This window comes from Vibrio sp. VB16 (genome assembly GCF_015594925.2).
Classification (GTDB): domain Bacteria; phylum Pseudomonadota; class Gammaproteobacteria; order Enterobacterales; family Vibrionaceae; genus Vibrio.
On sequence record NZ_CP087591.1, the window covers coordinates 1,266,462 to 1,287,615 of the forward strand.

The 21,154-nt window shown below is 42.3% G+C and carries 26 protein-coding genes; 15 read left to right on the forward strand and 11 right to left on the reverse strand.

Annotated features, from left to right (window positions below):
* Positions 1-77: 77 nt before the first annotated feature.
* Positions 78-581 (reverse strand): hypothetical protein, encoded by a 504-nt coding sequence (locus IUZ65_RS22090; RefSeq protein ID WP_195706162.1) that lies wholly within the window; start codon positions 579-581, stop codon positions 78-80.
* A gap of 253 nt (positions 582-834) precedes the next feature.
* On the opposite strand from IUZ65_RS22090, the gene IUZ65_RS22095 reads away from it, so the two are divergent.
* From IUZ65_RS22095 to IUZ65_RS22110, 4 genes are read left to right on the forward strand one after another with little or no spacing between them, the layout of a single operon-like run.
* Positions 835-1,128 carry an antibiotic biosynthesis monooxygenase family protein gene (locus IUZ65_RS22095; protein ID WP_195706163.1) on the forward strand — a complete coding sequence of 98 codons (294 nt, stop codon included), beginning with the start codon at positions 835-837 and terminating at the stop codon, positions 1,126-1,128.
* A gap of 54 nt (positions 1,129-1,182) precedes the next feature.
* On the forward strand, positions 1,183-1,566 hold the full coding sequence (locus tag IUZ65_RS22100) for a nuclear transport factor 2 family protein (protein WP_195706164.1): 384 nt from the start codon (positions 1,183-1,185) through the stop codon (positions 1,564-1,566).
* A 27-nt stretch (positions 1,567-1,593) separates the two neighbouring features.
* Positions 1,594-1,911 (forward strand): GNAT family N-acetyltransferase, encoded by a 318-nt coding sequence (locus tag IUZ65_RS22105; protein WP_229638281.1) that lies wholly within the window; start codon positions 1,594-1,596, stop codon positions 1,909-1,911.
* Positions 1,912-1,947: 36 nt separating this feature from the next.
* Entirely contained in the window at positions 1,948-2,325 is a 378-nt protein-coding gene (locus tag IUZ65_RS22110; RefSeq protein ID WP_195706165.1) for a MazG nucleotide pyrophosphohydrolase domain-containing protein, read from the forward strand.
* Positions 2,326-2,526: 201 nt separating this feature from the next.
* On the opposite strand, the gene IUZ65_RS22115 is transcribed toward IUZ65_RS22110, so the two are convergent.
* The gene (locus IUZ65_RS22115; RefSeq protein ID WP_195706166.1) at positions 2,527-3,150 is read right to left on the reverse strand and encodes a class I SAM-dependent DNA methyltransferase; all 624 of its coding nucleotides are present in this window, start codon (positions 3,148-3,150) and stop codon (positions 2,527-2,529) included.
* 299 nt (positions 3,151-3,449) lie between these two features.
* Here IUZ65_RS22115 and IUZ65_RS22120 point away from each other — a divergent pair, with 299 nt between their 5' ends.
* Entirely contained in the window at positions 3,450-4,106 is a 657-nt protein-coding gene (locus IUZ65_RS22120) for a Qnr family pentapeptide repeat protein (protein ID WP_195706167.1), read from the forward strand.
* 164 nt (positions 4,107-4,270) lie between these two features.
* Here IUZ65_RS22120 and IUZ65_RS22125 read toward each other — a convergent pair whose 3' ends face one another.
* The gene (locus IUZ65_RS22125) at positions 4,271-5,179 is read right to left on the reverse strand and encodes a LysR family transcriptional regulator (RefSeq protein ID WP_195706168.1); all 909 of its coding nucleotides are present in this window, start codon (positions 5,177-5,179) and stop codon (positions 4,271-4,273) included.
* A 92-nt stretch (positions 5,180-5,271) separates the two neighbouring features.
* Here IUZ65_RS22125 and IUZ65_RS22130 point away from each other — a divergent pair, with 92 nt between their 5' ends.
* From IUZ65_RS22130 to IUZ65_RS22145, 4 genes are all read left to right on the forward strand, one after another.
* Positions 5,272-5,730, forward strand: coding sequence for a DMT family transporter (locus IUZ65_RS22130; RefSeq protein WP_195706169.1), 459 nt, complete (start codon positions 5,272-5,274; stop codon positions 5,728-5,730).
* Positions 5,730-6,188 carry a DMT family transporter gene (locus tag IUZ65_RS22135; RefSeq protein ID WP_229638282.1) on the forward strand — a complete coding sequence of 153 codons (459 nt, stop codon included), beginning with the start codon at positions 5,730-5,732 and terminating at the stop codon, positions 6,186-6,188. Before IUZ65_RS22130 ends, IUZ65_RS22135 begins: the two co-directional genes overlap by 1 nt.
* A 141-nt stretch (positions 6,189-6,329) precedes the next feature.
* Positions 6,330-6,680, forward strand: coding sequence for a MerR family transcriptional regulator (locus IUZ65_RS22140; RefSeq protein WP_195706170.1), 351 nt, complete (start codon positions 6,330-6,332; stop codon positions 6,678-6,680).
* A gap of 57 nt (positions 6,681-6,737) precedes the next feature.
* Positions 6,738-7,121, forward strand: a complete 384-nt coding sequence (locus tag IUZ65_RS22145) for a carboxymuconolactone decarboxylase family protein (protein WP_195706171.1) — start codon at positions 6,738-6,740, stop codon at positions 7,119-7,121.
* 96 nt (positions 7,122-7,217) lie between these two features.
* On the opposite strand, the gene IUZ65_RS22150 is transcribed toward IUZ65_RS22145, so the two are convergent.
* From IUZ65_RS22150 to norR, 4 genes are all read right to left on the reverse strand, one after another.
* Positions 7,218-7,889: a cupin domain-containing protein gene (locus IUZ65_RS22150; protein ID WP_195706172.1), complete on the reverse strand. Its 672-nt coding sequence runs from the start codon at positions 7,887-7,889 to the stop codon at positions 7,218-7,220.
* A gap of 87 nt (positions 7,890-7,976) precedes the next feature.
* A complete protein-coding gene (locus tag IUZ65_RS22155) occupies positions 7,977-8,372 on the reverse strand; it encodes a SirB2 family protein (protein ID WP_195706173.1) in 396 nt (131 codons plus the stop codon).
* Positions 8,373-8,445: 73 nt separating this feature from the next.
* Entirely contained in the window at positions 8,446-10,722 is a 2,277-nt protein-coding gene (locus IUZ65_RS22160) for a nitric-oxide reductase large subunit (protein WP_195706174.1), read from the reverse strand.
* A gap of 169 nt (positions 10,723-10,891) precedes the next feature.
* Complete coding sequence (norR, locus tag IUZ65_RS22165) at positions 10,892-12,445, reverse strand: nitric oxide reductase transcriptional regulator NorR (protein ID WP_195706487.1); 1,554 nt, start codon at positions 12,443-12,445, stop codon at positions 10,892-10,894.
* A gap of 238 nt (positions 12,446-12,683) precedes the next feature.
* Here norR and IUZ65_RS22170 point away from each other — a divergent pair, with 238 nt between their 5' ends.
* From IUZ65_RS22170 to IUZ65_RS22180, 3 genes are all read left to right on the forward strand, one after another.
* Positions 12,684-13,454, forward strand: a complete 771-nt coding sequence (locus tag IUZ65_RS22170; RefSeq protein ID WP_195706175.1) for a ferredoxin--NADP reductase — start codon at positions 12,684-12,686, stop codon at positions 13,452-13,454.
* Positions 13,455-13,491: 37 nt separating this feature from the next.
* On the forward strand, positions 13,492-13,827 hold the full coding sequence (locus IUZ65_RS22175; protein WP_195706176.1) for a DUF1971 domain-containing protein: 336 nt from the start codon (positions 13,492-13,494) through the stop codon (positions 13,825-13,827).
* A gap of 99 nt (positions 13,828-13,926) precedes the next feature.
* On the forward strand, positions 13,927-15,120 hold the full coding sequence (locus IUZ65_RS22180) for an MFS transporter (RefSeq protein ID WP_195706177.1): 1,194 nt from the start codon (positions 13,927-13,929) through the stop codon (positions 15,118-15,120).
* A 24-nt stretch (positions 15,121-15,144) separates the two neighbouring features.
* Here IUZ65_RS22180 and IUZ65_RS22185 read toward each other — a convergent pair whose 3' ends face one another.
* Positions 15,145-16,299, reverse strand: a complete 1,155-nt coding sequence (locus tag IUZ65_RS22185) for an aminotransferase-like domain-containing protein (RefSeq protein ID WP_195706178.1) — start codon at positions 16,297-16,299, stop codon at positions 15,145-15,147.
* A gap of 113 nt (positions 16,300-16,412) precedes the next feature.
* Between IUZ65_RS22185 and IUZ65_RS22190 the strand changes: the two genes are divergently transcribed.
* From IUZ65_RS22190 to IUZ65_RS22200, 3 genes are all read left to right on the forward strand, one after another.
* Complete coding sequence (locus IUZ65_RS22190) at positions 16,413-17,282, forward strand: AraC family transcriptional regulator (protein WP_195706179.1); 870 nt, start codon at positions 16,413-16,415, stop codon at positions 17,280-17,282.
* Positions 17,283-17,394: 112 nt separating this feature from the next.
* Positions 17,395-17,943 carry a DUF2975 domain-containing protein gene (locus tag IUZ65_RS22195; protein ID WP_195706180.1) on the forward strand — a complete coding sequence of 183 codons (549 nt, stop codon included), beginning with the start codon at positions 17,395-17,397 and terminating at the stop codon, positions 17,941-17,943.
* 8 nt (positions 17,944-17,951) lie between these two features.
* Positions 17,952-18,173 carry a helix-turn-helix domain-containing protein gene (locus IUZ65_RS22200; protein ID WP_195706181.1) on the forward strand — a complete coding sequence of 74 codons (222 nt, stop codon included), beginning with the start codon at positions 17,952-17,954 and terminating at the stop codon, positions 18,171-18,173.
* Positions 18,174-18,317: 144 nt separating this feature from the next.
* Here IUZ65_RS22200 and IUZ65_RS22205 read toward each other — a convergent pair whose 3' ends face one another.
* From IUZ65_RS22205 to IUZ65_RS22215, 3 genes are read right to left on the reverse strand one after another with little or no spacing between them, the layout of a single operon-like run.
* A complete protein-coding gene (locus IUZ65_RS22205; RefSeq protein ID WP_195706182.1) occupies positions 18,318-19,430 on the reverse strand; it encodes an ABC transporter ATP-binding protein in 1,113 nt (370 codons plus the stop codon).
* A 5-nt stretch (positions 19,431-19,435) separates the two neighbouring features.
* Positions 19,436-20,293, reverse strand: a complete 858-nt coding sequence (locus IUZ65_RS22210; RefSeq protein ID WP_195706183.1) for a carbohydrate ABC transporter permease — start codon at positions 20,291-20,293, stop codon at positions 19,436-19,438.
* Positions 20,290-21,111, reverse strand: a complete 822-nt coding sequence (locus tag IUZ65_RS22215) for a carbohydrate ABC transporter permease (protein ID WP_390230852.1) — start codon at positions 21,109-21,111, stop codon at positions 20,290-20,292. Before IUZ65_RS22215 ends, IUZ65_RS22210 begins: the two co-directional genes overlap by 4 nt.
* Positions 21,112-21,154 lie beyond the last annotated feature (43 nt).

A 21,154-nucleotide genomic window follows, 5' to 3' on the forward strand; every position in this document is an offset into this window, starting at 1 on the left:
ATTTTAAAAATAGAAAGTAGAAAGTAGAAAGAAACAAAGTCGATTACTCATGATTTGTCGTGTTATTCGTTATTCGATCAGAATCCACCTGCCCATCGGTCAAAATTATCAATAATATCTATCTCTTCTTGGGTTTTTGGTTTCGGGAAATAGGGTAGGGCAAGCAATTTCTCAGACGGCAACAGCACCCATTCTGGCGTTATTTTTCTTCGCATGAGTTCACCTTCATCATCCGGGGAAAGATACATATAGTAGCCGTCGGAGTTGGTGTTCGCGTAACTAGCAATACGGCCGATTTCACCAGTCGGTAGCTTTACCTTGCGTCCCCATGGGAAAAGTCGATGCAGTGCGTAGCTAACATGTGCATCTTCTAAATAGCCATGTATAAATCGATACCAACCAATAGCAGTAGATGTCATCCTGTGAGACCAACCGGCAAGAAGTAATCCACTAAGTGTGTCCTTGAATGGTTGTCCTTTTGGTATCCCTTCATTCGATATGAATTGAACCAAAAGTTTGTCTCCGTTTTGTTCAAGAATAGTCAAGAACTGCTCACCAGTTTTATCTGCTAGTAGCTTCATACGTCACCTTAGATTCACTTAACTATCCAACCAGTATCTATTATGTGTGCTGATTGGTTTACATTTTCTTGATTTACCTTTTATCATTATGCACTTAAGGGAAAAAATTGGTAACAAGCAATATCAATAAAATATTGAAAATGGTCATCATCTTAGCGAATTGGTAGATGTAGCGTATTTGATGAAAAACAGACAGGCGACAACCGTTAGTCTGAAGTAACGGTGTGTGGTTATTGAGCAAAAAGGATGTGTTATGTTTGCAGTGATTTTTAAAGCAAAAGTGGGTAAACAAGATAAGGATTATCTTGATATGGTGGCTGTTATGCGTGAACTGGCGTTTTCGAAATACGATTGCTTAGATTTTATCGCAGTATCTGAGGGCGACCAAGAGATAGCCATTTCATACTGGGAGTCTGAGCAAGATATTCAGCGATGGCATAATGATTCTCAACATGCCGTTGCCCAAAAACTTGGAAAAGAAAAGTGGTATCAATCGTATGTGGTTGAGGTAGTTGAAATACAAAGGCGTTATAGTTTTCCACAGTAGTTAGGGTTAACAATTAGGAATTATCAGCACAAGATCAAATTATTAGGAGTAGGGATGAATTCAAAACAAGTCGTGTTAGCTTTTTGGGAAGCCATGCGAAGTAATGATTTTGTTGCGGCCAGTGAATGGTTAACGGAAGATTTCGAGGGGCAATGGCCCCAGTCGTTAGAACGGATTTGTGGCCGTAAAAACTTTTCGGCTATTAATACCGCTTATCCTGCAGATGGACGCTGGGAATTTTTGATTAACGCCATCGTATGTGAAGGCGAGGTCGTTGTGACGGATGTGTCTATTTCTGATGGCAGCGTTAAAGCACGAGCTATTACATTCTCGACAGTGCAGAATGGTTTAATAAGTAAGCAAGTTGAATTTTGGCCGGATGACTACGAGGCGCCTCAGTGGCGAGCTCAATGGGTAAAAAATCTCGCAAAGGGTTAGGAATGAAAAACATAACAACGGTGTCTTTTGATTCAGAAAATAGTCAGCACAGGCAAGATCTTGAGCGGTTTTTCCGTCTGTTTTGAATCATTTTCTACCTATCGATCTCAGCCTGTACTTAATATCCATGATTTTATGATTGCGAAAGCTTTTAGAGGGACGGGGCTAGGAAAAAATTTGCTCGCGGCTATTGAAGAATATGCACGAAAAAATGATATGGTTAAGATTACTTTAGAAGTAGACGACGACAATCATGCGGCAAAAAAACTGTATGCTAGATGTGGATTTGAAGATCACCAAGTGGTACTTAAAAGCTTGTTGCATTGGCAAAAGTATCTCAATTAAGTGTCAATTACCGGATTCATTAACGAGAGAGAAAGTATGGAAGCGTTTGAGACACTGCTCAATATTGCACAACGTAAAGCCACGTTTGATAAAACAAGTAGTTGGGCGGATGGCGCTGAAACCTATATCAATGAAATCAAGAATGAAGTAGACGAGGTAATAGAAGAGTTACCTAAAGGTAGAGTATGCTATCTCGAAGATGAACTTGGTGATGTGTTATGGGATTACGTTAATGCGCTTATTGCCTTGGAAGGAGAAAAAGGTGTGACTGTCGAATCGGTACTAAAACGCGCGTGTCAAAAATATGAACAGCGCGTTTCTGGTATTGAAGGTGGCAAGCAATGGCAAGAGATAAAAGAACTACAGAACATCGCATTAGCGAAAGAGCAGGCGCAGAGAAATAAAGTTAAATAAATGAACCTCTCTACGATTAATGCCGATTAGTTAAGACAAAAAATTCACTAATTCGCCGTCATTCCCGTGAATACGTAATGCTGCTCGGGTAGTGTTAAATATTTCGTCATTCCCGTGAAAACGGGAATCTTGGTGATATTAGATCCTCATTTTCATGGGGATGACGACATCTGATAGCCTTGAGTGAAAAGTATTACCCCTTTACGATTGTTTTTTTGCAACAAAGAAAAACAGTGGGTAGGGGCAATTTTCCCCTGCATAGTTTTCATGCCACACTTCGTAATAGTGTTCGATTTTAAGTATTTGAAACCCTATATTTTCCGCGATATTTGTAAGGGCTTGTACATCAAATCCATTATGGCCGCTAAAGGATGGGTTATGTTGGTGAAATGAACCATCTTCTGCATATAGATCCGCAATAATCAACATACCATTATCTTCTAAGGTGTTAAAAGCGTCTGAAAAGAATAGGGATACATCGGCAATATGATGAAGGGTCATGAGAGTGGTTATAGCAGAGTGCTTTGATTCAAGTTGGCTAAGTCGTTCAATATGTTGAATTTCGATATTGTTCAGATTCGCGCTAATGATTTTTTCTTTTGCTATTTCAATCATTTGTCGTGAAGCGTCCGCGAGCACAATGTGATTAAATGTATCGATTAACTGAACACCAAGTAGGCCCGTTCCGCTACCAAAATCTACAATGCTGTTTGTCGAGTTGAAGTTTAGTTCCTTTATTTTATTCGCGGTTGTCTTTGCACGATCAACCTTTAATGGGTTGCTATCCCATGTGTGGGCAACTGAATCAAAGTAATCACTCATCATGCGCTCCTAATCTCTATGTTTTTGTGTTACCAACTCGCTTCGGTTTGGTCATTGTATTGCAAATCTAATCGACTTTCTGCGTCATTTGTAAAATTGGTTATGAATGATTCTTAGTGCTATAAAACTATTTTTTGGCAGCTGGCATGGCCCAAACGAATTATAACCGCTCTAAATGCCGAATTGGCCCCTTAAATTGGCGAATTTCGCGTTTTTAAGATGCTGATTTTACTGAAGTTGTTTTTATGTTGTTTTTATTAAGTCGATGATAATCTCTGTGGTACAGAAGATAAGGGCAAACTATGAATAAGACCAACCAGTTGTATGACGACACCGATTTTACTAAACAAGACCTGAGCGATTCGCTATTTGAGAAGTGTACCTTTATTCGGTGCGATTTTAATCACTCGAATCTACGAGATGCGCATTTTGTTGATTGTACTTTTATTAAGCAGGGGGATATTGAGGGTTGTGATTTTGGCTTTTGTGATTTGCGTGATGCCTCCTTCAAGGATTGTCAGCTGTCTATGTCTAACTTTAGCGGTGCCAACTGTTTTGGTATTGAATTAAGGGACTGTGACTTAAAAGGTGCGAATTTTTTCAGAGCAAGTTTCGTTAATCAGGTTAGCTACAAGATGTTTTTTTGCTCCGCTTACATCACCGGTTGCAATTTGTCTTACGCCAATTTTGAACGTCAGTGTATTGAGAAGTGTGATCTATTTGAAAATCGATGGATTAGTACCAACCTGCAAGGGGCGTCTTTAAAAGAGTCTGATTTAAGTCGAGGGTCGTTTTCTGGAGATGTCTGGGGGCAATTTCGCATGGAAGGCTGTAATCTAAGCCATTCAGAACTTGATGGTTTGGACCCACGTAAGGTTGATTTAACGGGTGTGAAAATTTGTGAATGGCAACAGGAACAGCTGCTTGAGAAATTAGGGTTGATCGTTCTACCTAATTGATGACTCCGAAAAGCTGTTGGACATTATCTACCATCAAGCCATGATAGTAAGCATATAGGTCGTTATCGCTTTGTAGTGAATACGCTATCATGGTTTGAAATCGTCTTGGTATTCAAGCGGTTCAATTTTTTGTCAATTAATAAGACCAACGCTTAGACGCCACATTACGTTTCCCAACATCCTGAACTTTTCTCTAACTTCTCTTTCATAAAGTTGATAAATACGTTCACTTTTTCTGGTAGGTGTTTCCTTTCTGGATAAACGGCGAAAATGGCATGGCTTGGTAAATAATAATGGTCTAATAATGTAACGAGCTGGCCATTTGCTAAATACTCATAAACGAGAAAGGTGGGCATCTGGCAAATACCGAGACCTTGCAGTAAAGCATCCGCTATCGCATCGCTATTATTGACGACAAAATTGCCTTTAGGTTCTATCTTTATTTTTTGTTTATCTTGGAAAAATGTCCATTCAACCCCAGCCTGAAATAAGCTGTAATATAAACAGTTATGGCTAGAGAGATCTTCTGGCGTATTGGGTATACCGTGTTGAGCAATATATTTTGGGGAAGCGCACACCACACTTTTGCAGTTCACCAGTTTTCTGGCGATCAACGATGAGTCTTTTAGCTCACCGATTCGGATACCGACATCAAACCCTCCTTCCACCATACTGATTACTTTATCATCCATACTAAGAATAACTTTTATGTCAGGATAACGATCTAGAAATTCTTTCATGTAGGGCACGAGATGCCGGCGAGAAAATGTCATTGGTGCGTTGATCTTGAGTGTTCCCCTAGGGGCGCCCTGATAATGAGACAACGCAGTAAACCCTTCTTGAGCGAGCGCCAATGAGTGTCTTGCATAATCGGAGAAGTGTTCGCCGGCTTCGGTTAGCGTCATTTTTCTTGTTGTTCTATTGAATAGTCTGACCCTTAGGTTGTCCTCCAAAACGGATATTCTCTTGCTGACTGCCGACTTGGTCATGCCTAATTTCTCAGCCGCAGCCGAGAAGCTGCCGCATTCTATGACCGCCACAAAAACAGGAATTGCCGAAAAGTCTTCTTTCATTGTCAACTATTACTCTACTATAAGTTTCTGTATTATAGATTATCATGATATTGCATATAAACTAAAGTACGGCTCTAGACAAAGGAGTCGTTATGCAAAAAATAAATTGGTATTCAGGGATGGCCGTCTTCGGAGGCTGCCTTCTTGCTCTCATGATTCATTTAAATAGTCAGCTTGCGCTGGGTACAACAGGGTTAAGCGCTTCATGGTTCGCTCATGGTATCGGAGCGATTACCGCTTGGATTCTTCTTTCCATATTAGGCCCAAAACGGCATGCTGTTGAGATGGATGAACGTAAGGCACCACGATTATTTTATCTTGGCGGTATACCTGGCGCGTTTACGGTCATTCTCGCGTCAATCACTGTTAACAGTAGTATCGGCTTATCGGGAACGTTAGCATTAGGGTTGATAGGGCAGTTGATCTTTTCATTGATATGCGAACGGTTTGGTTGGTTACAACTGGAAAAAAAGACATTTTCTATGGTTGATTTTGTTCCCATTGTACTGATTGTACTGGGATCGATTCTGTTGATATACGCAAGGGTTTAATGATGACTATCTATATTTTGATTGGCCTTTTAAATGGCGTCTGTATCGCTTTGAGTAGAATATTGAACGGGCAACTAAGTGGTTATCAAGGGGCATTTAAAGCCTCTTACATCAATCATATTGGTGGCTTTTGCTTTCTTTCATTGATGGCGCTAATATTTTTGAGTCCCCCTCAGTTTGCCCCTGTATCTGAAGGCCTGATGTATGCTGGTGGTGTCATTGGTGCATTATATGTGGCCATAAATAGTGTGGTGATAACAAAACTCGGTTCTACAAGTGCGATAATTCTTGTTATTAGTGGGCAGATGCTTTTTAGTTTGCTTCTGGATACATCGTCCCATAATCCTGACAGTTTACTTATGAAGATAGCCGGCGTGAGTTTGATTATTATTGGAATGACCATCAAGGAACTGCTTAGACAAAATAGCGTGAAACTGCAAAAGCAGAACCAAGAATAACAAGGCGTTAGGCTTTATTGAACGCCAACGAGTGAATTGGCTGACGTTTAATCCGGTTATTCAGTTGTTGAATATGAATGGTTATGAGGCATCATATAATCGCTTAAGATTTTTCTAAACACTTAAGATTGGAGAAAGCCGATGAACATCAAGTCCTTTGCAGAGGCGACGGGTTTAACGCCGTACACACTGAGATATTATGAAAAAATAGGCCTATTGAAAGAAGTGCGGCGCAATGGGAGTGGTCACCGAACATTCACATCTAAAGAGATTAAATGGGTTGAATTTATTATTCGTTTGAAAGACACCGGGATGCCTCTAGAGCAGATTTTGCAATATGGGGCGCTTAGAGACGAGGGTGATAAAACCATGATAGCTCGTCAGACGATGTTGGAAAATCACCGAGAGGCACTCAAAGCGCAGATAGAATCTCAAATGCGACACCTTTCCGCGCTCGATAATAAAATTGAGTTCTACAAAAATCACGCTTGACTTAGAGTCGGCTCTAACTTGTAACCTAGGTTTGTTATTCATTCCAAGGAGCAAGATATGAGCAAAACAAGATACGACATAGGCCTCGAAAACTTAGCCAAAATAGACGGCGAAGCGGGACAAAAAGTAATTGATAGCCTACAAGATATCGCCCCGGATCTGGCACGTTTCACCATTGAGTTTCCATTTGGTGATGTTTACGCGCGCGAAGGGTTAGACTTAAAGTCACGAGAAATCGCCACCGTTGCGGCATTGACGGCTCTAGGAAACTGCCAACCTCAATTAAAGGTTCATTTACATGCGGCATTAAATGTCGGTTGTAGTGAAGAGGAATTAAAGGAAGTGATCATTCAGATGGCTATTTATGCAGGTTTTCCGGCGGCTCTAAACGGTATGTTCGCATTCAAAGAAGTGTTGGCAGAGAATGGAAAGCACATCTAGTCTTGCTTTGGGGTAAAAAAAGAGGTGCCTCTGGAAGAGAGTCATCTCTTTAAACCGTGCAATCGCTTCATTTGCTAACGAAGGTTACATTCGCTATTAGGCGGAATAGTATGAATCTGGGATGGGTAGGTGACCTGTTTTTACTAAGATAACAGTTTCTTCTTCCACGTATGGGCAGTGACTACTCATATGTGGGCTACGGATCCATGTCCCTTTTGGATAGTGCCCATATTCGTCCCTAAATGTACCAGATAAAACCAAGATCTCTTCACCACCAAAATGTTTATGCGGTTGAAAATGCTCGCCTTTTGGCCACTTAACTAACGCAACATGTTCATGCTTAAATTCGTGCAGAGGCATTACCTGTAAACCACCTAACCCTGCTAACCAGTTTTGTTCTTTGGTTTTTATTCGGATCTGTTTTGAGTCGTTTTCATCAAATTGATTAAGCTTGACGAATAGTATGCAGCCACCTTTACTAAATGGTGCGTGAGCGCTATTCGGCGGGTTCCTTAAGTAAGTGCCAGCAGGAAAGTCACCACTCTCATCTGAGAAGGTGCCATCTAACACAAAAATTTCCTCCCCTACAGGATGAGGATGGGATTTAAATTTAGAATCCGCGTCATATTTTACAATGCTGGTGGTGTGTCCCGCTTCTTGTTCCTGTCGTTCAAATGGTTTGCGCCATACGCCGTTGGCCGGGCTTGCTAACCATTCCATTTTCTCAGATTCAATGACCAGTCTCTGGTTGAAGTCCATATTCAACATTGGCTTTAGTCCTTTACTACTCTATTCGTTTGGTAAGCTTAGCTTATTACGAGCGAAAAAAGCACTGTTATTGGAACGGAGTTTTTATTAGAAGAGTGCAAAAATGGTATTAATCTGTTTTGTTAAAGCCAATGTAATCACCACCCAAAGGCAACCCATTGATGCTATGAAGAATAGAACTCGACGTGTTCTACTGGCTTTTTGGCTCATGGCTCCAAACCCGCAAGCAATATAAAGAACGACCATGGCAAGTTTGTAGCTGAGCCACGGAGCTGAAGCGGTGAAAGGGATGAACTTAGTGATAGAAACAAGGGCGATACCACTAGAAAATAGTAGAGTGTCAATAACGTGCGGTAGATGTTTCAGCCATCGTGGCTGAGTTTTTATTTCTGATGCTGCGTAGTAACGAAGAAATCGAAAGACAAATAATGAAATACTGATGGTGACAGTGACAATGTGAAAGGTTTTCACTTCTAGATACATGGTTTTTACCTAGGGCTAGGATGGATAAAGAAATAAAAAGAGCGGAATAACCCGCTCTTTTTATATGCTGTTGTTAATTTGAAGCGGTTTGCGTAATGAGCTTTGATTTACGGTTACTGATCGCAGCGAATATAAGTTTCGTCATGAAGATGCCGATGAATATTCCTCCAATACCGAACAGAATATCGCCTGGCATACGTAACCAAACTAGCATTTCGACCAGTTCGCTATGAATCACGGCTGGAGAACGTGCGTACCAATATCCATGTTCGATGACCGCGAAGAACTGTACGATCCCGACTGGGAACAATGACATAAAGACCATTCCGGCAAGGCCAAAGTTAAGTGTCCAGAAAGACCATTTAAGCCATTTGTCGTCCCACGCTTTGGTATCGCCTGTTAGCCCGCGTACGCAAGTCAACATCAAACCAATACCCAACATTCCGTACACACCCATAAAGGCACCATGTGCGTGTGTTGCTGTGGTGTTCAAACCTTGTATAAAGTAGAGCGCGATAGGTGGATTGATTAAGAACCCAAGTATGCCAGCACCGACTAAATTCCAAAATGCAGTCGCAACAAAGAACATGATTGCCCACTTGTAACGAGCCATCCAAGGCGTCGACTTTCTAAATCGATAGGTTTCTACTGCTTCGAAACCAATAAGCGCGAGTGGAACCACTTCTAATGCAGAGAATACGGAGCCCCAAGCAATGACGGATGTCGGCGTTCCGGTAAAGTACAAGTGATGTAACGTACCAATCAAGCCACCTGTTAAGAATACCACTGTCGCGAATAATACAGCGCTGTTAGCCGATTGCGCACGAATAAGGCCTAAGCGAACAAATACAAGCGCGATAACTGACGTAGCGAAAGTCTCAAAGAAACCTTCTACCCATAGATGTACAACCCACCAGCGCCAGTATTCAGCAATAGCTAAGTTTGTGTGCTTACCTTGGAACAGACCAGCACCGTAGAACAATCCAATCGCGACACATGAAGCATATAAAACCCAGATGACAGGCTTCATCTCACCATCTTTGAATAATGCAGGACGAATCGCTGCGGTAACCAGTCCTAACCAAATCAATAAGCCTACAAGCAATAGGATCTGCCAGATACGTCCAAGGTCGATATATTCTTGACCCTGATGCCCTATCCAATAGCTTAAATCGAGATCAAAGTACTGTTGAACTGCCATCCATTCGCCGGCCATAGAGCCGAGAACCACGATGAGAAGTGCTACCCAAAGTACGTTGACACCGATACGTTGGTATTTTGGTTCGTAGCCTGAAAGTGCTGGGGCAATGTAAAGACCCGTACCTAACCACGCTGTTGCTATCCAGAATACGGCTAATTGGGTGTGCCATGTACGAGTAACAGAGTAAGGCAGAATCTCTGATAGAGGGAATCCGTAGAAGTCTTGTCCTTCAACCGCATAGTGGGCGGTAATACTACCCAATAAAATTTGAAGCAAAAACAGACCAACGGCGGTGACAAAATATTTAGCCAGCGCTTTTTGAGATTTGGTTGGTTTTACTCCGAACAGAGGATCGGTTTCAGGCAACTTAGGCAGTGGATGCTCTTTTAAAGTGGCGTGATACCAAGCCAGAGCACCAACACCTGCGATAAGGACAACAAAACTCAGCACCGACCAAACGATATTGTCTGATGTCGGTGTGTTACCAATAACAGGATCAAAAGGCCAATTATTCGTGTAGGTGTAGCTCTCATCAGGTCGCTCTGTTACCGCTGCCCAAGCACCCCAGAAAAAGAACGCAGAGAGTTTTTCACGATTCTCAGCAGAAGCGATCGTCGCTTCTTTCATCGCGTAGTCTTCACGAACGTGTTGAAAATCGGGATTATCCCCAAAAACATTCGAGTAATAGGTTTGCAGCGTCTTAACTGCTTCGCCTCGAGTTTGTGAGATGGTAATGACGTCTGTCTCAGCGTTGTAGCTGTTAGGGCGTATATCATCGCGCAATCTACTTTCAAGCTCGGCTTTCTGAAAATTGTCTAATTGTGCAAAAGGTTTAGAAAACTGAGCTTGAGCGGTGAGATCTAACCACTCTTCTGACTCACGGTGTAGCCAATCTGCTGTCCAATCTGGTGCAATGTAAGAACCGTGTCCCCAAATGGAACCGAGTTGATGTCCACCCATGGTACGCCAAACAAGTTGACCTTCCTGAATGTCTGTTTTGGTAAAAATCACTTCCCCGGTACGGCTTACTACTGAAGTAGGGATAGGGGGTGCTTCACGATAAATCTGGCTGCCCAAACTCAATAATATAGTGAACGAGGTTAAGCACACTATAATAAGAGCGATGATGGACAATTTTTGTTTTGTCATCTTCTGTTCCTTTGTTGTTGTCTATTTCGCCTTCTCTATTACAACAATCGTGCCAGATTTTATCTAATTGATTTATATAGGTTTGTACGTTTTTTATTAGTCTAAATGACAAAGATTAAAGTTGTCTAAATGACTGTTAATTGTCATTTAGACAGTTATTAAAGACTATTTACTTCATGTTGAGACGTTTCATCAATCTATGCAGGTTCCCTGAGTCTACTTTTAATAGACGAGCGGCGGCAGCCCAATTGTTTCCTGCTTCTCTATAGGCTTGATTAATCAGGTTTACCTGGAACTCATCGGTTGCATTTTTCAAATCGATGACGGTTAATGGAATGCTGATAGCGTTCCCTGACGTGGGTGCATTCGTCATGCTGCTGTCTGACACCAGGCCATCTTGCTCTTCAAGATTAAAATGTTTTGGTAGCAATACGATCACGTCTGATCTCGATTCTGATCTCGCGAGCACTGCCGCGCGATTTATGGCGTGCTCTAGCTCGCGCACATTACCTTGCCAGCTGTGATTTTGAAGCAACATACTTGATTGAGGATCTATCTTGATATTTGTCACCCCCAATTTGTGTTGGCAACGCTCTGCAAAAAAGCCATAAAGAAGCGTGATATCTTTTCCACGTTCGCGCAAAGGAGGGACAAAGATAGGGAACACACTCAAGCGATGATATAGGTCGGAACGAAAACGCCCCGCTTTGACCTCTTCATGCATAACGCGATTGGTTGCTGCCACAATACGGGCATTTACCTTAATATTACTGTCGTCGCCCACGCGCTGAATATCACCATACTGGAGCGCTCTTAGTAGCTTAGCTTGTAGGGCCAATGAGAGTTCGCCAATCTCATCAAGAAACAGTGTGCCATTGTCGGCCAGCTCAAATTTACCTTTTCGATTACTAATCGCGCCCGTAAATGCCCCTTTCACGTGACCAAAAAGCTCACTCTCTGCAACTGATTCTGGCAGTGCTGCGCAGTTTAAGTAGACGAGATTATTTTTGACTCTGTCCGAATTCGCATGGATAGCCGCGGCGACCAGTTCCTTACCGACACCGGTTTCACCCATTATAAGTACCGACAAATCGGTATTTGCCACGGCAGAAATGTGTGATTTTAGTTCCTGCATTACCTCTGAATTACCGATTATCTCGCTCGGTACGATGCTTTTGCTACTTGTTGCGCGAGAAGACGTTTCAACGCCGACCTGACTCTCTAATTGTTCCATTAAGAGTGCCGTATTCAAACTCGTGGCTGCTAATGCGCTTATGACCCGTAAATCCTGATTTCGAAATTCGTCAAACTGCGCCGGATCGAAGGCATCAATGGTTATGGCTCCAATCAATCTGTCATTGATAAGAAGTGGTAATCCGATGCATGAGTGTACCCTTAGGTCATGTTCATGCTCTGGTATTAATCCGTCATACGGATCTGGTAGGTCACTGTCTGGAGGGAAGCGCACCACGTCACCCGCTCGCGCGATCGCCTCTAATCTTGGATGTTGTTGTATATCAAATCGTCGCCCAAGTACGTCGTCGTAAAGGCCATTAATTGCCAGTGGAATAAACTGTTGATCTTGGAAGTAGAGTAGGGCAGATGCGTCGCATCTCAACACTTCTCTAATCGAGGAGAGCAAGCGATCAAATCGGTCCTGATCTGAAATTCCAGAGGTTAGATCTAAGGCAATTTTCACCCATTCTTTATTAAGGTTGCTCACGGTTTGACTCGCTATATTGAGTTGCTGTTGTTTTGACAATTATAGTGTCTTTAGGACATAAGTAAAGAACTGTCATAATAACAATTACAGGAGATAAAAAATAAAAATACTTTATAAAACAATACAGTAAACAGTTGGCACGACTACTGCAAATGAGAATGGTAATTAATTAGATAATACAAATAGTTTCTATTAGAATGAAGTGAACATAAACAACAGATCAATAAGTGAGGTAGTAATGAATACGGTTCCTCAACAGATGACTATTGGTACGGTTGTCGCTCGCAAAGATTGGACGGCAACCTTGTTTTCGCTTTGTATCAAATCTGAAGGGCTCAATTATACGGCGGGTCAGTTTGCCAAGCTAGGGTTAGTCGATGGGTCGGGTGAGTTGATTAGAAGGGCTTATTCAATCGTCACGCATCCGGAGCAGTATAAGCGGGATAATACGTTAGAATTTCTCATCATCACTGATGAAAAAGGACGGCTTTCTCCACTGCTAAACCAGCTGCAAGTCGGTGACAGTATATACGTAGGGAATAAGGCGGCAGGGTTTATGACGCTTGATGAGGTCCCCACTCCCACAACCGAGTTATGGTTAATGGCGACAGGAAGTGCTTCGGGCCCCTTTATTTCGATGCTTGGTGATGAGCAGATAGAGAATAGATTTCAGAGAATTGTTTTGGTTCATGCGGTGCGAAATAGAGAAGAGTTAACGTATACAGACGAGATTCGTTTGTTATTGGAAAAAAATCAGGAGATCCGTTATGTCCCAGTTATTTCAAGAGAACATGTGTCCGGAGTTTTGTCAGGACGAATTCCAGATCTGCTACTTAGCGGAGAGCTGCAAGCCGCTGCTGAAACATCGTTCCACGTCGACAAGAGTTTCGTCTATTTATGCGGTAATCCAGAGATGGTTAAAGATACAAGCCAAACGCTAATTACGTTGGGCTTAACAAAACACCTAAGAAAGACGCCCGGTAATTTTGGTTCCGAAAATTATTGGTAATGACATAAATTAATTAACTAAGTGAGAGGAAATTCTTATGAGCCATCAACGAATCCCAGCGAATTGGACAATCCAACGTTCGACGCCATTTTTTACTCGACAAAATGTACCAGAGGCGCTTCTAACTCATCACAATACTGCAGAAGGTGTGTTTGGTCAGTTATGCGTAATGGAAGGTGTTGTTACCTATTATGGTTTTGCCGATTCTGAAGCGAATACCCCAGAGGTACAGGTTGTGATTGAAGCTGGACAGTTTGCGACGAGCCCACCTGAATATTGGCATCGAATCGAACTGAGTGAAGACGCGCAGTTTAATATCAATTTTTGGTCGGATAAAGACAAAAGTGGTCAGAAAATGTTCAACAGCAAATAGAAAATAAAAAACTGAGAAATCGCTTTACTTAAAGTTTACTTTAACTATTACCCTATCCCAAGACAATGAAATACTGGACGTTAAAGCAAGGGAAAAGCGATGAGAAAAAGAGTGTTACCTTATTTATCTGGGCGGCTATTTGATGGCATCTCTTCTGGCATGTTTATGATGGCGCTACCTTGGGTCATGTTAAACGAATCAGGAATGGGCACATTTGTCGCGATACTGGCTTTGGTATGCACGGGTGCATCGTTTGTATCAACGCTTTTTATGGCAACATTGATCGATCGATTCTCGCGTAAAAAGCTATTGGTTTTAATGCAAGTGGTTCAGGCGAGTACGGCGTTATGCGTGCTGTTAGCCTATTGGTATGGAGTGGAGTCCATCTGGTTGCTTGCATTTGCTCAGCTCGTTTTTTGGTTAAGTGGTGATATGGCGTGGAGTACGAATAACGCATTCGTCCACGAGAATTTTAATCCAAACGAATACGCGAAAATATCCAGCTATGACGAAGTGGTTATGCAGACGAGCGTGTTGGGTGCTGGTGCTTTAGGCATCATTGTATTAGAGATGTGGTCTATGGTTGAGTTTGCATTTTTGGCAACGTTGGCCTCATCAATTGCTGCAATGAGTTATCTGATCACGCCTTATCGACGTCAGTTATCAACGCGAATTAAAGAATCCTATCTTTCTCAATTGGTAGAAAGTAAAAGTATTTTCAGTAAAGATACTGCTTTCTACGCATTTATCGCGTTATCGTGTCTCTCGTATCCTGTGCTCACCTTTTTGGTCAAATTGGTGCCCATTTACTTCTCTGAGCAAGGTGTTGAGGGCAGTTGGTTTGCGACATGGAAAATGAGCTACGGAGTAGGAGCGTTAATTTGTGGTCTGGTCGTAGCTAAGCTTCTCACGCGCTTTAATCCTGATAAATCAATGCTGTTTTCTATATTCATTATGTCGATACTGTTGCTGGGAATAGGTGTGTTTTTGTCACCTATCGTCATGGTTACATTGACCGTTATTATTGGTTTCTTTAATGCGTTTAACCGTATATCTAGAATCAATAAGCTGCATCATATGGTGGCGGTTTCTGAGCGAGGAAGAGTTGACGGAGGGTTGAAGCTGTTCTCAACGCTGTCTCAAAGTTTGAGCTATTTACTTATTGCCTGGTTAACAGCAAACCAATTGACGTCATATGGTTTTATGATTATTGCTGGGGTGATGATGAGTGCGGCAATGATGATGTGGCTGCTTATACAAAAAAGAGAGAATGGAGTGATGGTGTTATCTTAATCATCACTCCTATCAAGTATGCGGCTAGCTTAGAAACGCTTTTAATACGTCGGTTAAGCAGTCAACCGCTTTTTCTAAATCGTCTATTGTAGAGTTGGTAAAGTTTAGTCGTAGTGCCGGTTCTGCCTTGTCTGAACTAGGATAAAATACCGGGCTAGGGACAACAGCCACCCCTTTCGATAGCAACACTTTAGCAAGTTCAAATGTGTCGCATTCCGGTAGGGTTAACCACACAAACATGCCTCCATCAACCGGTTTAAGTTCACAGCTTTTTGGTAACTTACTTTGTAATTCAGAGAAAAGCTTTTGGTATCTCTGCTTGTAAACGGAACGAATATTATCAATGTGCAGGTCAAAATCAGCGTGTTCAAGTAAGCCTAGCAAAAGCGCTTGCATGGGAACACTTGAATGCAAATCTGCTCCTTGTTTCACCTTTATCATAGGTTCTAAGTAGCTTACTTTACCAGTGACGGCGCCGAGCCTTAGGCCCGGTGAGGCGATTTTGGAGAATGATCGCAACACAATCGAGTGATCTGGACAAAAGTTCGATACGAGTTCGATAGGTTCACCGCTGAATCTTAGCTCACGATAAGGTGCATCTTCAATTAGGGCTACATTATATTGAATACACAATTTAGCGACTTTTTGGCGCGTTTCTAAAGACCAACATACGCCTGTTGGGTTATGAAAATCTGGAACAGCATAAAACATTTTCGGTGCCTGCTCTGCAAAGCACTGTTCGAGCTGCTCCAAATCAGGACCAAACTCGGTTTGTGAAATCGTCACCATGTTGGCTTGTACTAGGCCGAATACTTGCATGGCACCTAGATAGCTTGGTGCTTCCATCACAACAGTATCACCCGGGTTTACATAGGCTCTTGCAATAAGATCTAAGCCTTGTTGTGAGCCGGTACACATCATGACTGTATGGCTTTCAGGAAGCTGGAATCGCTCAGTAAGGTGGGTCAATAATGGGCCATAACCTGCAGTGCTCCCGTATTGAAAAATCTCGGGCATGTCGGAAAGTGATTCTAATGTTGGTCTCATCAGCTCAATGGGAAAGGTTTTTTCATCCGGTAATCCCCCCGCTAATGAAATCACATTTTTGTCGCTCGCGGCACTTAATATTTCTCGGATGTAAGAAGATTGAATCTGTTGTAGTGATTGAGCGATTTCCATTTGTATACCTGTTCGAATTGTCCAATGTCTATAGATAGAGCATACAGGGTGTTGTTTTATTTATCGTGTCCATTTATGCTTATCAATATGTCCATTTATGCTATTTTTAGATTATGAATACCCAACACCTCTCTCGAATTAATGATGTGCTGTTCTATATCCATCAAGATATTGCCAGAGATCTGCCCGTAAATACGTTGGCAGATATTGCTGCTTACTCAGAACATCATTTTCATCGATTGTTTAAACAAGTCGTTGGTGAGCCGATTCATCAGTATATTCGGCGAACACGTATGGAATATGCAGCAAACTTGCTCATGTTCGAATCTCAGTCTTCAGTACTGCACATCGGTAATAAGTGTGGGTTCAATTCTGTTTCATCATTTAGCCGAGCATTTAAGGCCACCTTCCATATGTCTCCTGGAGAGTGGCGAAAGCATGATTACCATAACGCCGATAAACCTTATCTAGCCGACCCAGAGATTGCAGCAGGTTATGCACGTGTGTCGAGAATAGGTATCCCAGATCCCGATATCGTTGAGGTTGCCGAAAGGCACGCGGCCTATGTTCGACATCAAGGCTATAACCGATCGATTCATCGGGCTTGGTTGATCTTAAAGGCATGGGCTGAATCAGAAGGAAGGGACTTCTCAGTTCAATATGGCTTGCACCACTCCAATCCAGCTTTGGTGGCGCTAGAAAAGTGTCGTTATGTTGCTTGTATTGAAATTGATAAGCGACTCAATTATCGCGGTATTGTTAATCAGCTTACCATTCCGGGAGGACTACACGCGGTGTTTAGGCTACACGGTGTTTATGGTGAGTTATTGCCGCAGATAAGCCACGTACTAGAACAATGGCTGCCAGATTCGGGCTTTAAGCTAGGATCAACACCGGCTTACGTGAATTACATTAAGAATCATTTTTTGGCAGAAGATGAAAAATTCGAGTTAGATTTTTTCTTGCCAATTAGCTTCTATTAAGATCTCCACTTAATCATAACAACAAATAATTATCGTTAAACGATAATTATTTGTTGTTTGTTATCCTTTTTTATCGTAGTCTTTGGGTGGTCAACTCAATAGGATTATTATTATGAATGAAATTCAGAGACAAAGTCGCCGCGTCCGTATGCTTTTTCAGTCACTGTTCGTGCTTATTCCCATTATGGTGCTTTACTACTGGATAACCGTTCAAACAGATTACGATTTTCTGACCTCGTTAGGCATTATTGAGCTCAGTTTGGACATTGATAGCTATACACAAGCATCCTTAACATTATCAACACGAGTACTGGCTATTATTGCGAGCTTATTACTTTGTTGTATCGTCAACTATGCATTGAAGGTGTTGGTGCACCTATTTCGTAACTATGAATCCGGTCAAATCTTTTCTCTTGAGAATGCTAATTGTTACCAAAAACTAGGCTACAGCTTGTTTTATTGGGTGGCAGGCGGCGTTGTTTATGGTGCCGTGATGTCGGTGATTCTTTCGTTTAATAACCCGCCTGGTGAGCGTGTATTGATGTTAAGTTTTGAAGGGATGGACGCATTAACCATCGTATTTGGGTTTATTGTCCTGATAATTTCTTGGGTGATGAAAGAAGGGTATATTCTTGCTGATGAAAGTCAGCACACGATCTAGGAGGTATTATGTCTATACGAATAAATTTAGATGTAATGATGGCAAAGCGAAAAATGCGCCTAAAAACGTTGGCCCAAGCGGTTGGTATCACAGAAGCTAATTTGTCGGTATTGAAAAATGGTAAAGCTAAAGCTGTTCGATTCACGACGTTAGATAAACTTTGTGAGGTACTTGAATGTCAACCGGGTGATATTTTGGAATTTGAAATCAATCACGATGATGAATCTTAACCCAGCAACACGTCGAACATCCCCAGCGATTACCGCTGGGTGATATTGAATGCGTAATAAATTCGATAGACCCTAATGCGATTGGAATAAAAAAGGGCATGATAGATGGTTGATCTATCATGCCCTTAGTCTGTTCACTCAAATTTAGAAATCGATTCTCTGCTCGGTTTCGCCATCAAAGTAGACCGCCTTTGAAAGGTCAAAGTTAAGCGATGCTATTTCCCCAATATTTCCTTCGAACTCTGGAGAAAGGCGACATGCGACTTCCTGGTCATTTACTTTAACCATTGCAATCGTGTCTGGGCCAGTTGGTTCTAACACCTCAATCTGTAAGCCTAGGCGTGTAGAAGCGGTGGTATCTTCACTGTCAGTATCGGTGATGTGTTCTGGGCGCAGTCCAATAATGACTTTGTGTCCATCCTGATCTCGCATGGATTGTGGTAGGTTAATATGATGCTCACTGTTCGCACTGCCAACCACCTTAATGATTGGATTTCGGTCGTCATCTAGATCCACCGTAGTTTCAATGAAGTTCATCGAAGGTGAACCCATAAAGCCAGCTACAAACATGTTGTTCGGTGTGTTGTAGATTTCTTTAGGCGTACCAAGTTGTTGCAGTTCTCCATCTTTCATTACAGCAATTCTGTCTGCCAGCGTCATTGCTTCTATCTGATCATGGGTTACATAGACGATGGTGGTCTTAAGCTGTTGGTGAAGGCGCTTTATTTGGTGGCGCATTTCTATCCTTAATTTTGCATCAAGGTTAGAAAGTGGTTCATCGAACAGGTAAAGTTTTGGTCGACGGGCCAACGCACGTCCCATTGCCACGCGCTGTCTCTGCCCACCGGAGAGTTGCGACGGTTTACGATCCAATAACTGGTCCATTTGCAGCATTTCGGCAACGCGTTTAACTTCTGCGTCGATCTCATTCTGTGGCATTTTTCGGATCTTTAAACCAAACGCAATATTACCTTCTACCGTCATATTTGGGTAAAGAGCATAGGATTGGAATACCATGGCGATATCTCTATCTTTGGGTTCAACGTTAGACACGTCAACACCGTCGATAAGAATCTGGCCGGAATTAATATCTTCTAAGCCAGCAATGGTGTTCATTAACGTGGATTTACCACAACCTGATGGGCCAACTAATATAAGAAACTCACCGTCATCGATACTGATATCGATACCTTTCAGGGTTTCTACTTCCGCGTTTCGGTATGTCTTACGGATCTGTTTTAAATCTAGTGTTGCCATTTTTATTATCCTTTTACTGATCCGGCGGTTAAACCACGAACAAAATATTTACCAGCTAATACATACACCACTAAGGTTGGTAAGGCGGCAATAATGGCACCAGCCATATCAACGTTGTATTCCTTAATACCGGTACTGGTGTTAACTAAGTTGTTAAGCGCGACCGTGATGGGCTGCGTGTCTGAACCTGAATACACTACGCCGAACAAGAAATCATTCCAGATAGAGGTGAACTGCCAGATGACGGTAACCATTATGATTGGTGTCGATAACGGCAGCATAATTTTAAAGAAGATAGTGAAGAAACCTGCACCGTCTAGCTTGGCGGCTTTAACTAGTTCATCCGGAATACCGACATAAAAGTTTCTGAAGAACAGAGTGGTAAACGCCAATCCGTAGATAACATGAACAAGCACAAGACCGATCGTTGTATTCGCTAAACCGAGTTTGCCAAGTGTTGTCGCCATGGGTAATAGAACAACCTGAAAAGGGATAAAGCAACCAAACAACATGGCGCTAAAGAAGAAGTTTGACCCTCTGAATTGCCATTTACTGATGATATAACCGTTAAATGCACCTAACAAAGTGGACAGTGCAACAGCAGGAATGACCATCTGGAAGGAGTTCCAGAAATAGCCTTGAACGCCTTCACATTTCACACCAGTACAAGCGCTACTCCACGCCTTTGACCACGCGTCGAATACCCACTCGGTAGGCAGTGAAAGTAAATTACCTGCTTTGATATCGGGTAGCGTTTTAAGTGATGTTGTGACCATTACGAACAATGGCATCAAATAGATAACACAGAAGAAGACGAGAACGGTGTAGATAAAAATTCTGCCAAAATTAAGTTTAGTACTCATGATTTCTTCTCCCTAAGTTCTGAATAGAGATAAGGAACCAAAATAGCTAGAATTCCTGCCAACATCATCATGGCACTGGCGGCACCTAACCCGATTTGACCCCGAGTGAATGAATGTGCATACATAAAGAGTGCTGGGAGATCAGACGAATACCCCGGCCCACCTGCCGTTAGTGCGGTGACGAGGTCGAAGCTTTTGATCGCAATATGCGAAGTGATAATAACGGCGCTAAAGACCACAGGTCTTAGGCACGGCATAATTATCTTGAAATAGATGGTCGGTAAGCTAGCTCCATCTATCTGGGCGGCTTTGATTATGGAATTGTCTATACCTCTAAGCCCTGCAAGGAACATGGCCATAACAAAACCAGACGATTGCCAAACGGCGGCTATGACTAACGTGTATACCACCATGTCAGAATCGACTATCCAGTCAAAAGTAAAGTCGGTATAACCCCAGTCACGCACCATTTTTTCAATGCCTAGTCCAGGGTTAAGAATCCATTTCCAAGCCGTACCCGTTACGATAAAAGATAACGCCATTGGGTAAAGATAAATGGTACGAATAGCGCCTTCTTGTCGAATGTTTTGATCTAGAAAAATGGCTAAGGCGATTCCAAGGGCAATGGCGATGACAATAAACATCACACCAAAAATACCGAGGTTAAGAATTGAGGTAGTCCAGCGATCATTGTCCATCAGTTTCTCATACTGAGACAAACCGACAAATTTGTAGCTCGGTAAAAATCGAGAGTTGGTCACTGATAGAATGGCGGTCCAAAAGATGTACCCGTAAATGCAGACCACAACAACTAACATGCTTGGCGCAAGTACGATTTTAGGAAGCCAAACTTGTAGCTTA

What these genes read in the sequence shown, in the direction of transcription:
- IUZ65_RS22090 (WP_195706162.1), bottom strand. Translation starts at nt 581, where the DNA reads ATGAAGCTACTAGCAGATAAAACTGGTGAGCAGTTCTTGACTATTCTT.
- IUZ65_RS22095 (WP_195706163.1), top strand. Translation starts at nt 835, where the DNA reads ATGTTTGCAGTGATTTTTAAAGCAAAAGTGGGTAAACAAGATAAGGAT.
- IUZ65_RS22100 (WP_195706164.1), top strand. Translation starts at nt 1,183, where the DNA reads ATGAATTCAAAACAAGTCGTGTTAGCTTTTTGGGAAGCCATGCGAAGT.
- IUZ65_RS22110 (WP_195706165.1), top strand. Translation starts at nt 1,948, where the DNA reads ATGGAAGCGTTTGAGACACTGCTCAATATTGCACAACGTAAAGCCACG.
- IUZ65_RS22115 (WP_195706166.1), bottom strand. Translation starts at nt 3,150, where the DNA reads ATGATGAGTGATTACTTTGATTCAGTTGCCCACACATGGGATAGCAAC.
- IUZ65_RS22120 (WP_195706167.1), top strand. Translation starts at nt 3,450, where the DNA reads ATGAATAAGACCAACCAGTTGTATGACGACACCGATTTTACTAAACAA.
- IUZ65_RS22125 (WP_195706168.1), bottom strand. Translation starts at nt 5,179, where the DNA reads ATGAAAGAAGACTTTTCGGCAATTCCTGTTTTTGTGGCGGTCATAGAA.
- IUZ65_RS22130 (WP_195706169.1), top strand. Translation starts at nt 5,272, where the DNA reads ATGCAAAAAATAAATTGGTATTCAGGGATGGCCGTCTTCGGAGGCTGC.
- IUZ65_RS22135 (WP_229638282.1), top strand. Translation starts at nt 5,730, where the DNA reads ATGATGACTATCTATATTTTGATTGGCCTTTTAAATGGCGTCTGTATC.
- IUZ65_RS22140 (WP_195706170.1), top strand. Translation starts at nt 6,330, where the DNA reads ATGAACATCAAGTCCTTTGCAGAGGCGACGGGTTTAACGCCGTACACA.
- IUZ65_RS22145 (WP_195706171.1), top strand. Translation starts at nt 6,738, where the DNA reads ATGAGCAAAACAAGATACGACATAGGCCTCGAAAACTTAGCCAAAATA.
- IUZ65_RS22150 (WP_195706172.1), bottom strand. Translation starts at nt 7,889, where the DNA reads ATGTTGAATATGGACTTCAACCAGAGACTGGTCATTGAATCTGAGAAA.
- IUZ65_RS22155 (WP_195706173.1), bottom strand. Translation starts at nt 8,372, where the DNA reads ATGTATCTAGAAGTGAAAACCTTTCACATTGTCACTGTCACCATCAGT.
- IUZ65_RS22160 (WP_195706174.1), bottom strand. Translation starts at nt 10,722, where the DNA reads ATGACAAAACAAAAATTGTCCATCATCGCTCTTATTATAGTGTGCTTA.
- IUZ65_RS22170 (WP_195706175.1), top strand. Translation starts at nt 12,684, where the DNA reads ATGAATACGGTTCCTCAACAGATGACTATTGGTACGGTTGTCGCTCGC.
- IUZ65_RS22175 (WP_195706176.1), top strand. Translation starts at nt 13,492, where the DNA reads ATGAGCCATCAACGAATCCCAGCGAATTGGACAATCCAACGTTCGACG.
- IUZ65_RS22180 (WP_195706177.1), top strand. Translation starts at nt 13,927, where the DNA reads ATGAGAAAAAGAGTGTTACCTTATTTATCTGGGCGGCTATTTGATGGC.
- IUZ65_RS22185 (WP_195706178.1), bottom strand. Translation starts at nt 16,299, where the DNA reads ATGGAAATCGCTCAATCACTACAACAGATTCAATCTTCTTACATCCGA.
- IUZ65_RS22190 (WP_195706179.1), top strand. Translation starts at nt 16,413, where the DNA reads ATGAATACCCAACACCTCTCTCGAATTAATGATGTGCTGTTCTATATC.
- IUZ65_RS22195 (WP_195706180.1), top strand. Translation starts at nt 17,395, where the DNA reads ATGAATGAAATTCAGAGACAAAGTCGCCGCGTCCGTATGCTTTTTCAG.
- IUZ65_RS22200 (WP_195706181.1), top strand. Translation starts at nt 17,952, where the DNA reads ATGTCTATACGAATAAATTTAGATGTAATGATGGCAAAGCGAAAAATG.
- IUZ65_RS22205 (WP_195706182.1), bottom strand. Translation starts at nt 19,430, where the DNA reads ATGGCAACACTAGATTTAAAACAGATCCGTAAGACATACCGAAACGCG.
- IUZ65_RS22210 (WP_195706183.1), bottom strand. Translation starts at nt 20,293, where the DNA reads ATGAGTACTAAACTTAATTTTGGCAGAATTTTTATCTACACCGTTCTC.
- IUZ65_RS22215 (WP_390230852.1), bottom strand. Translation starts at nt 21,111, where the DNA reads ATGTTAGTTGTTGTGGTCTGCATTTACGGGTACATCTTTTGGACCGCC.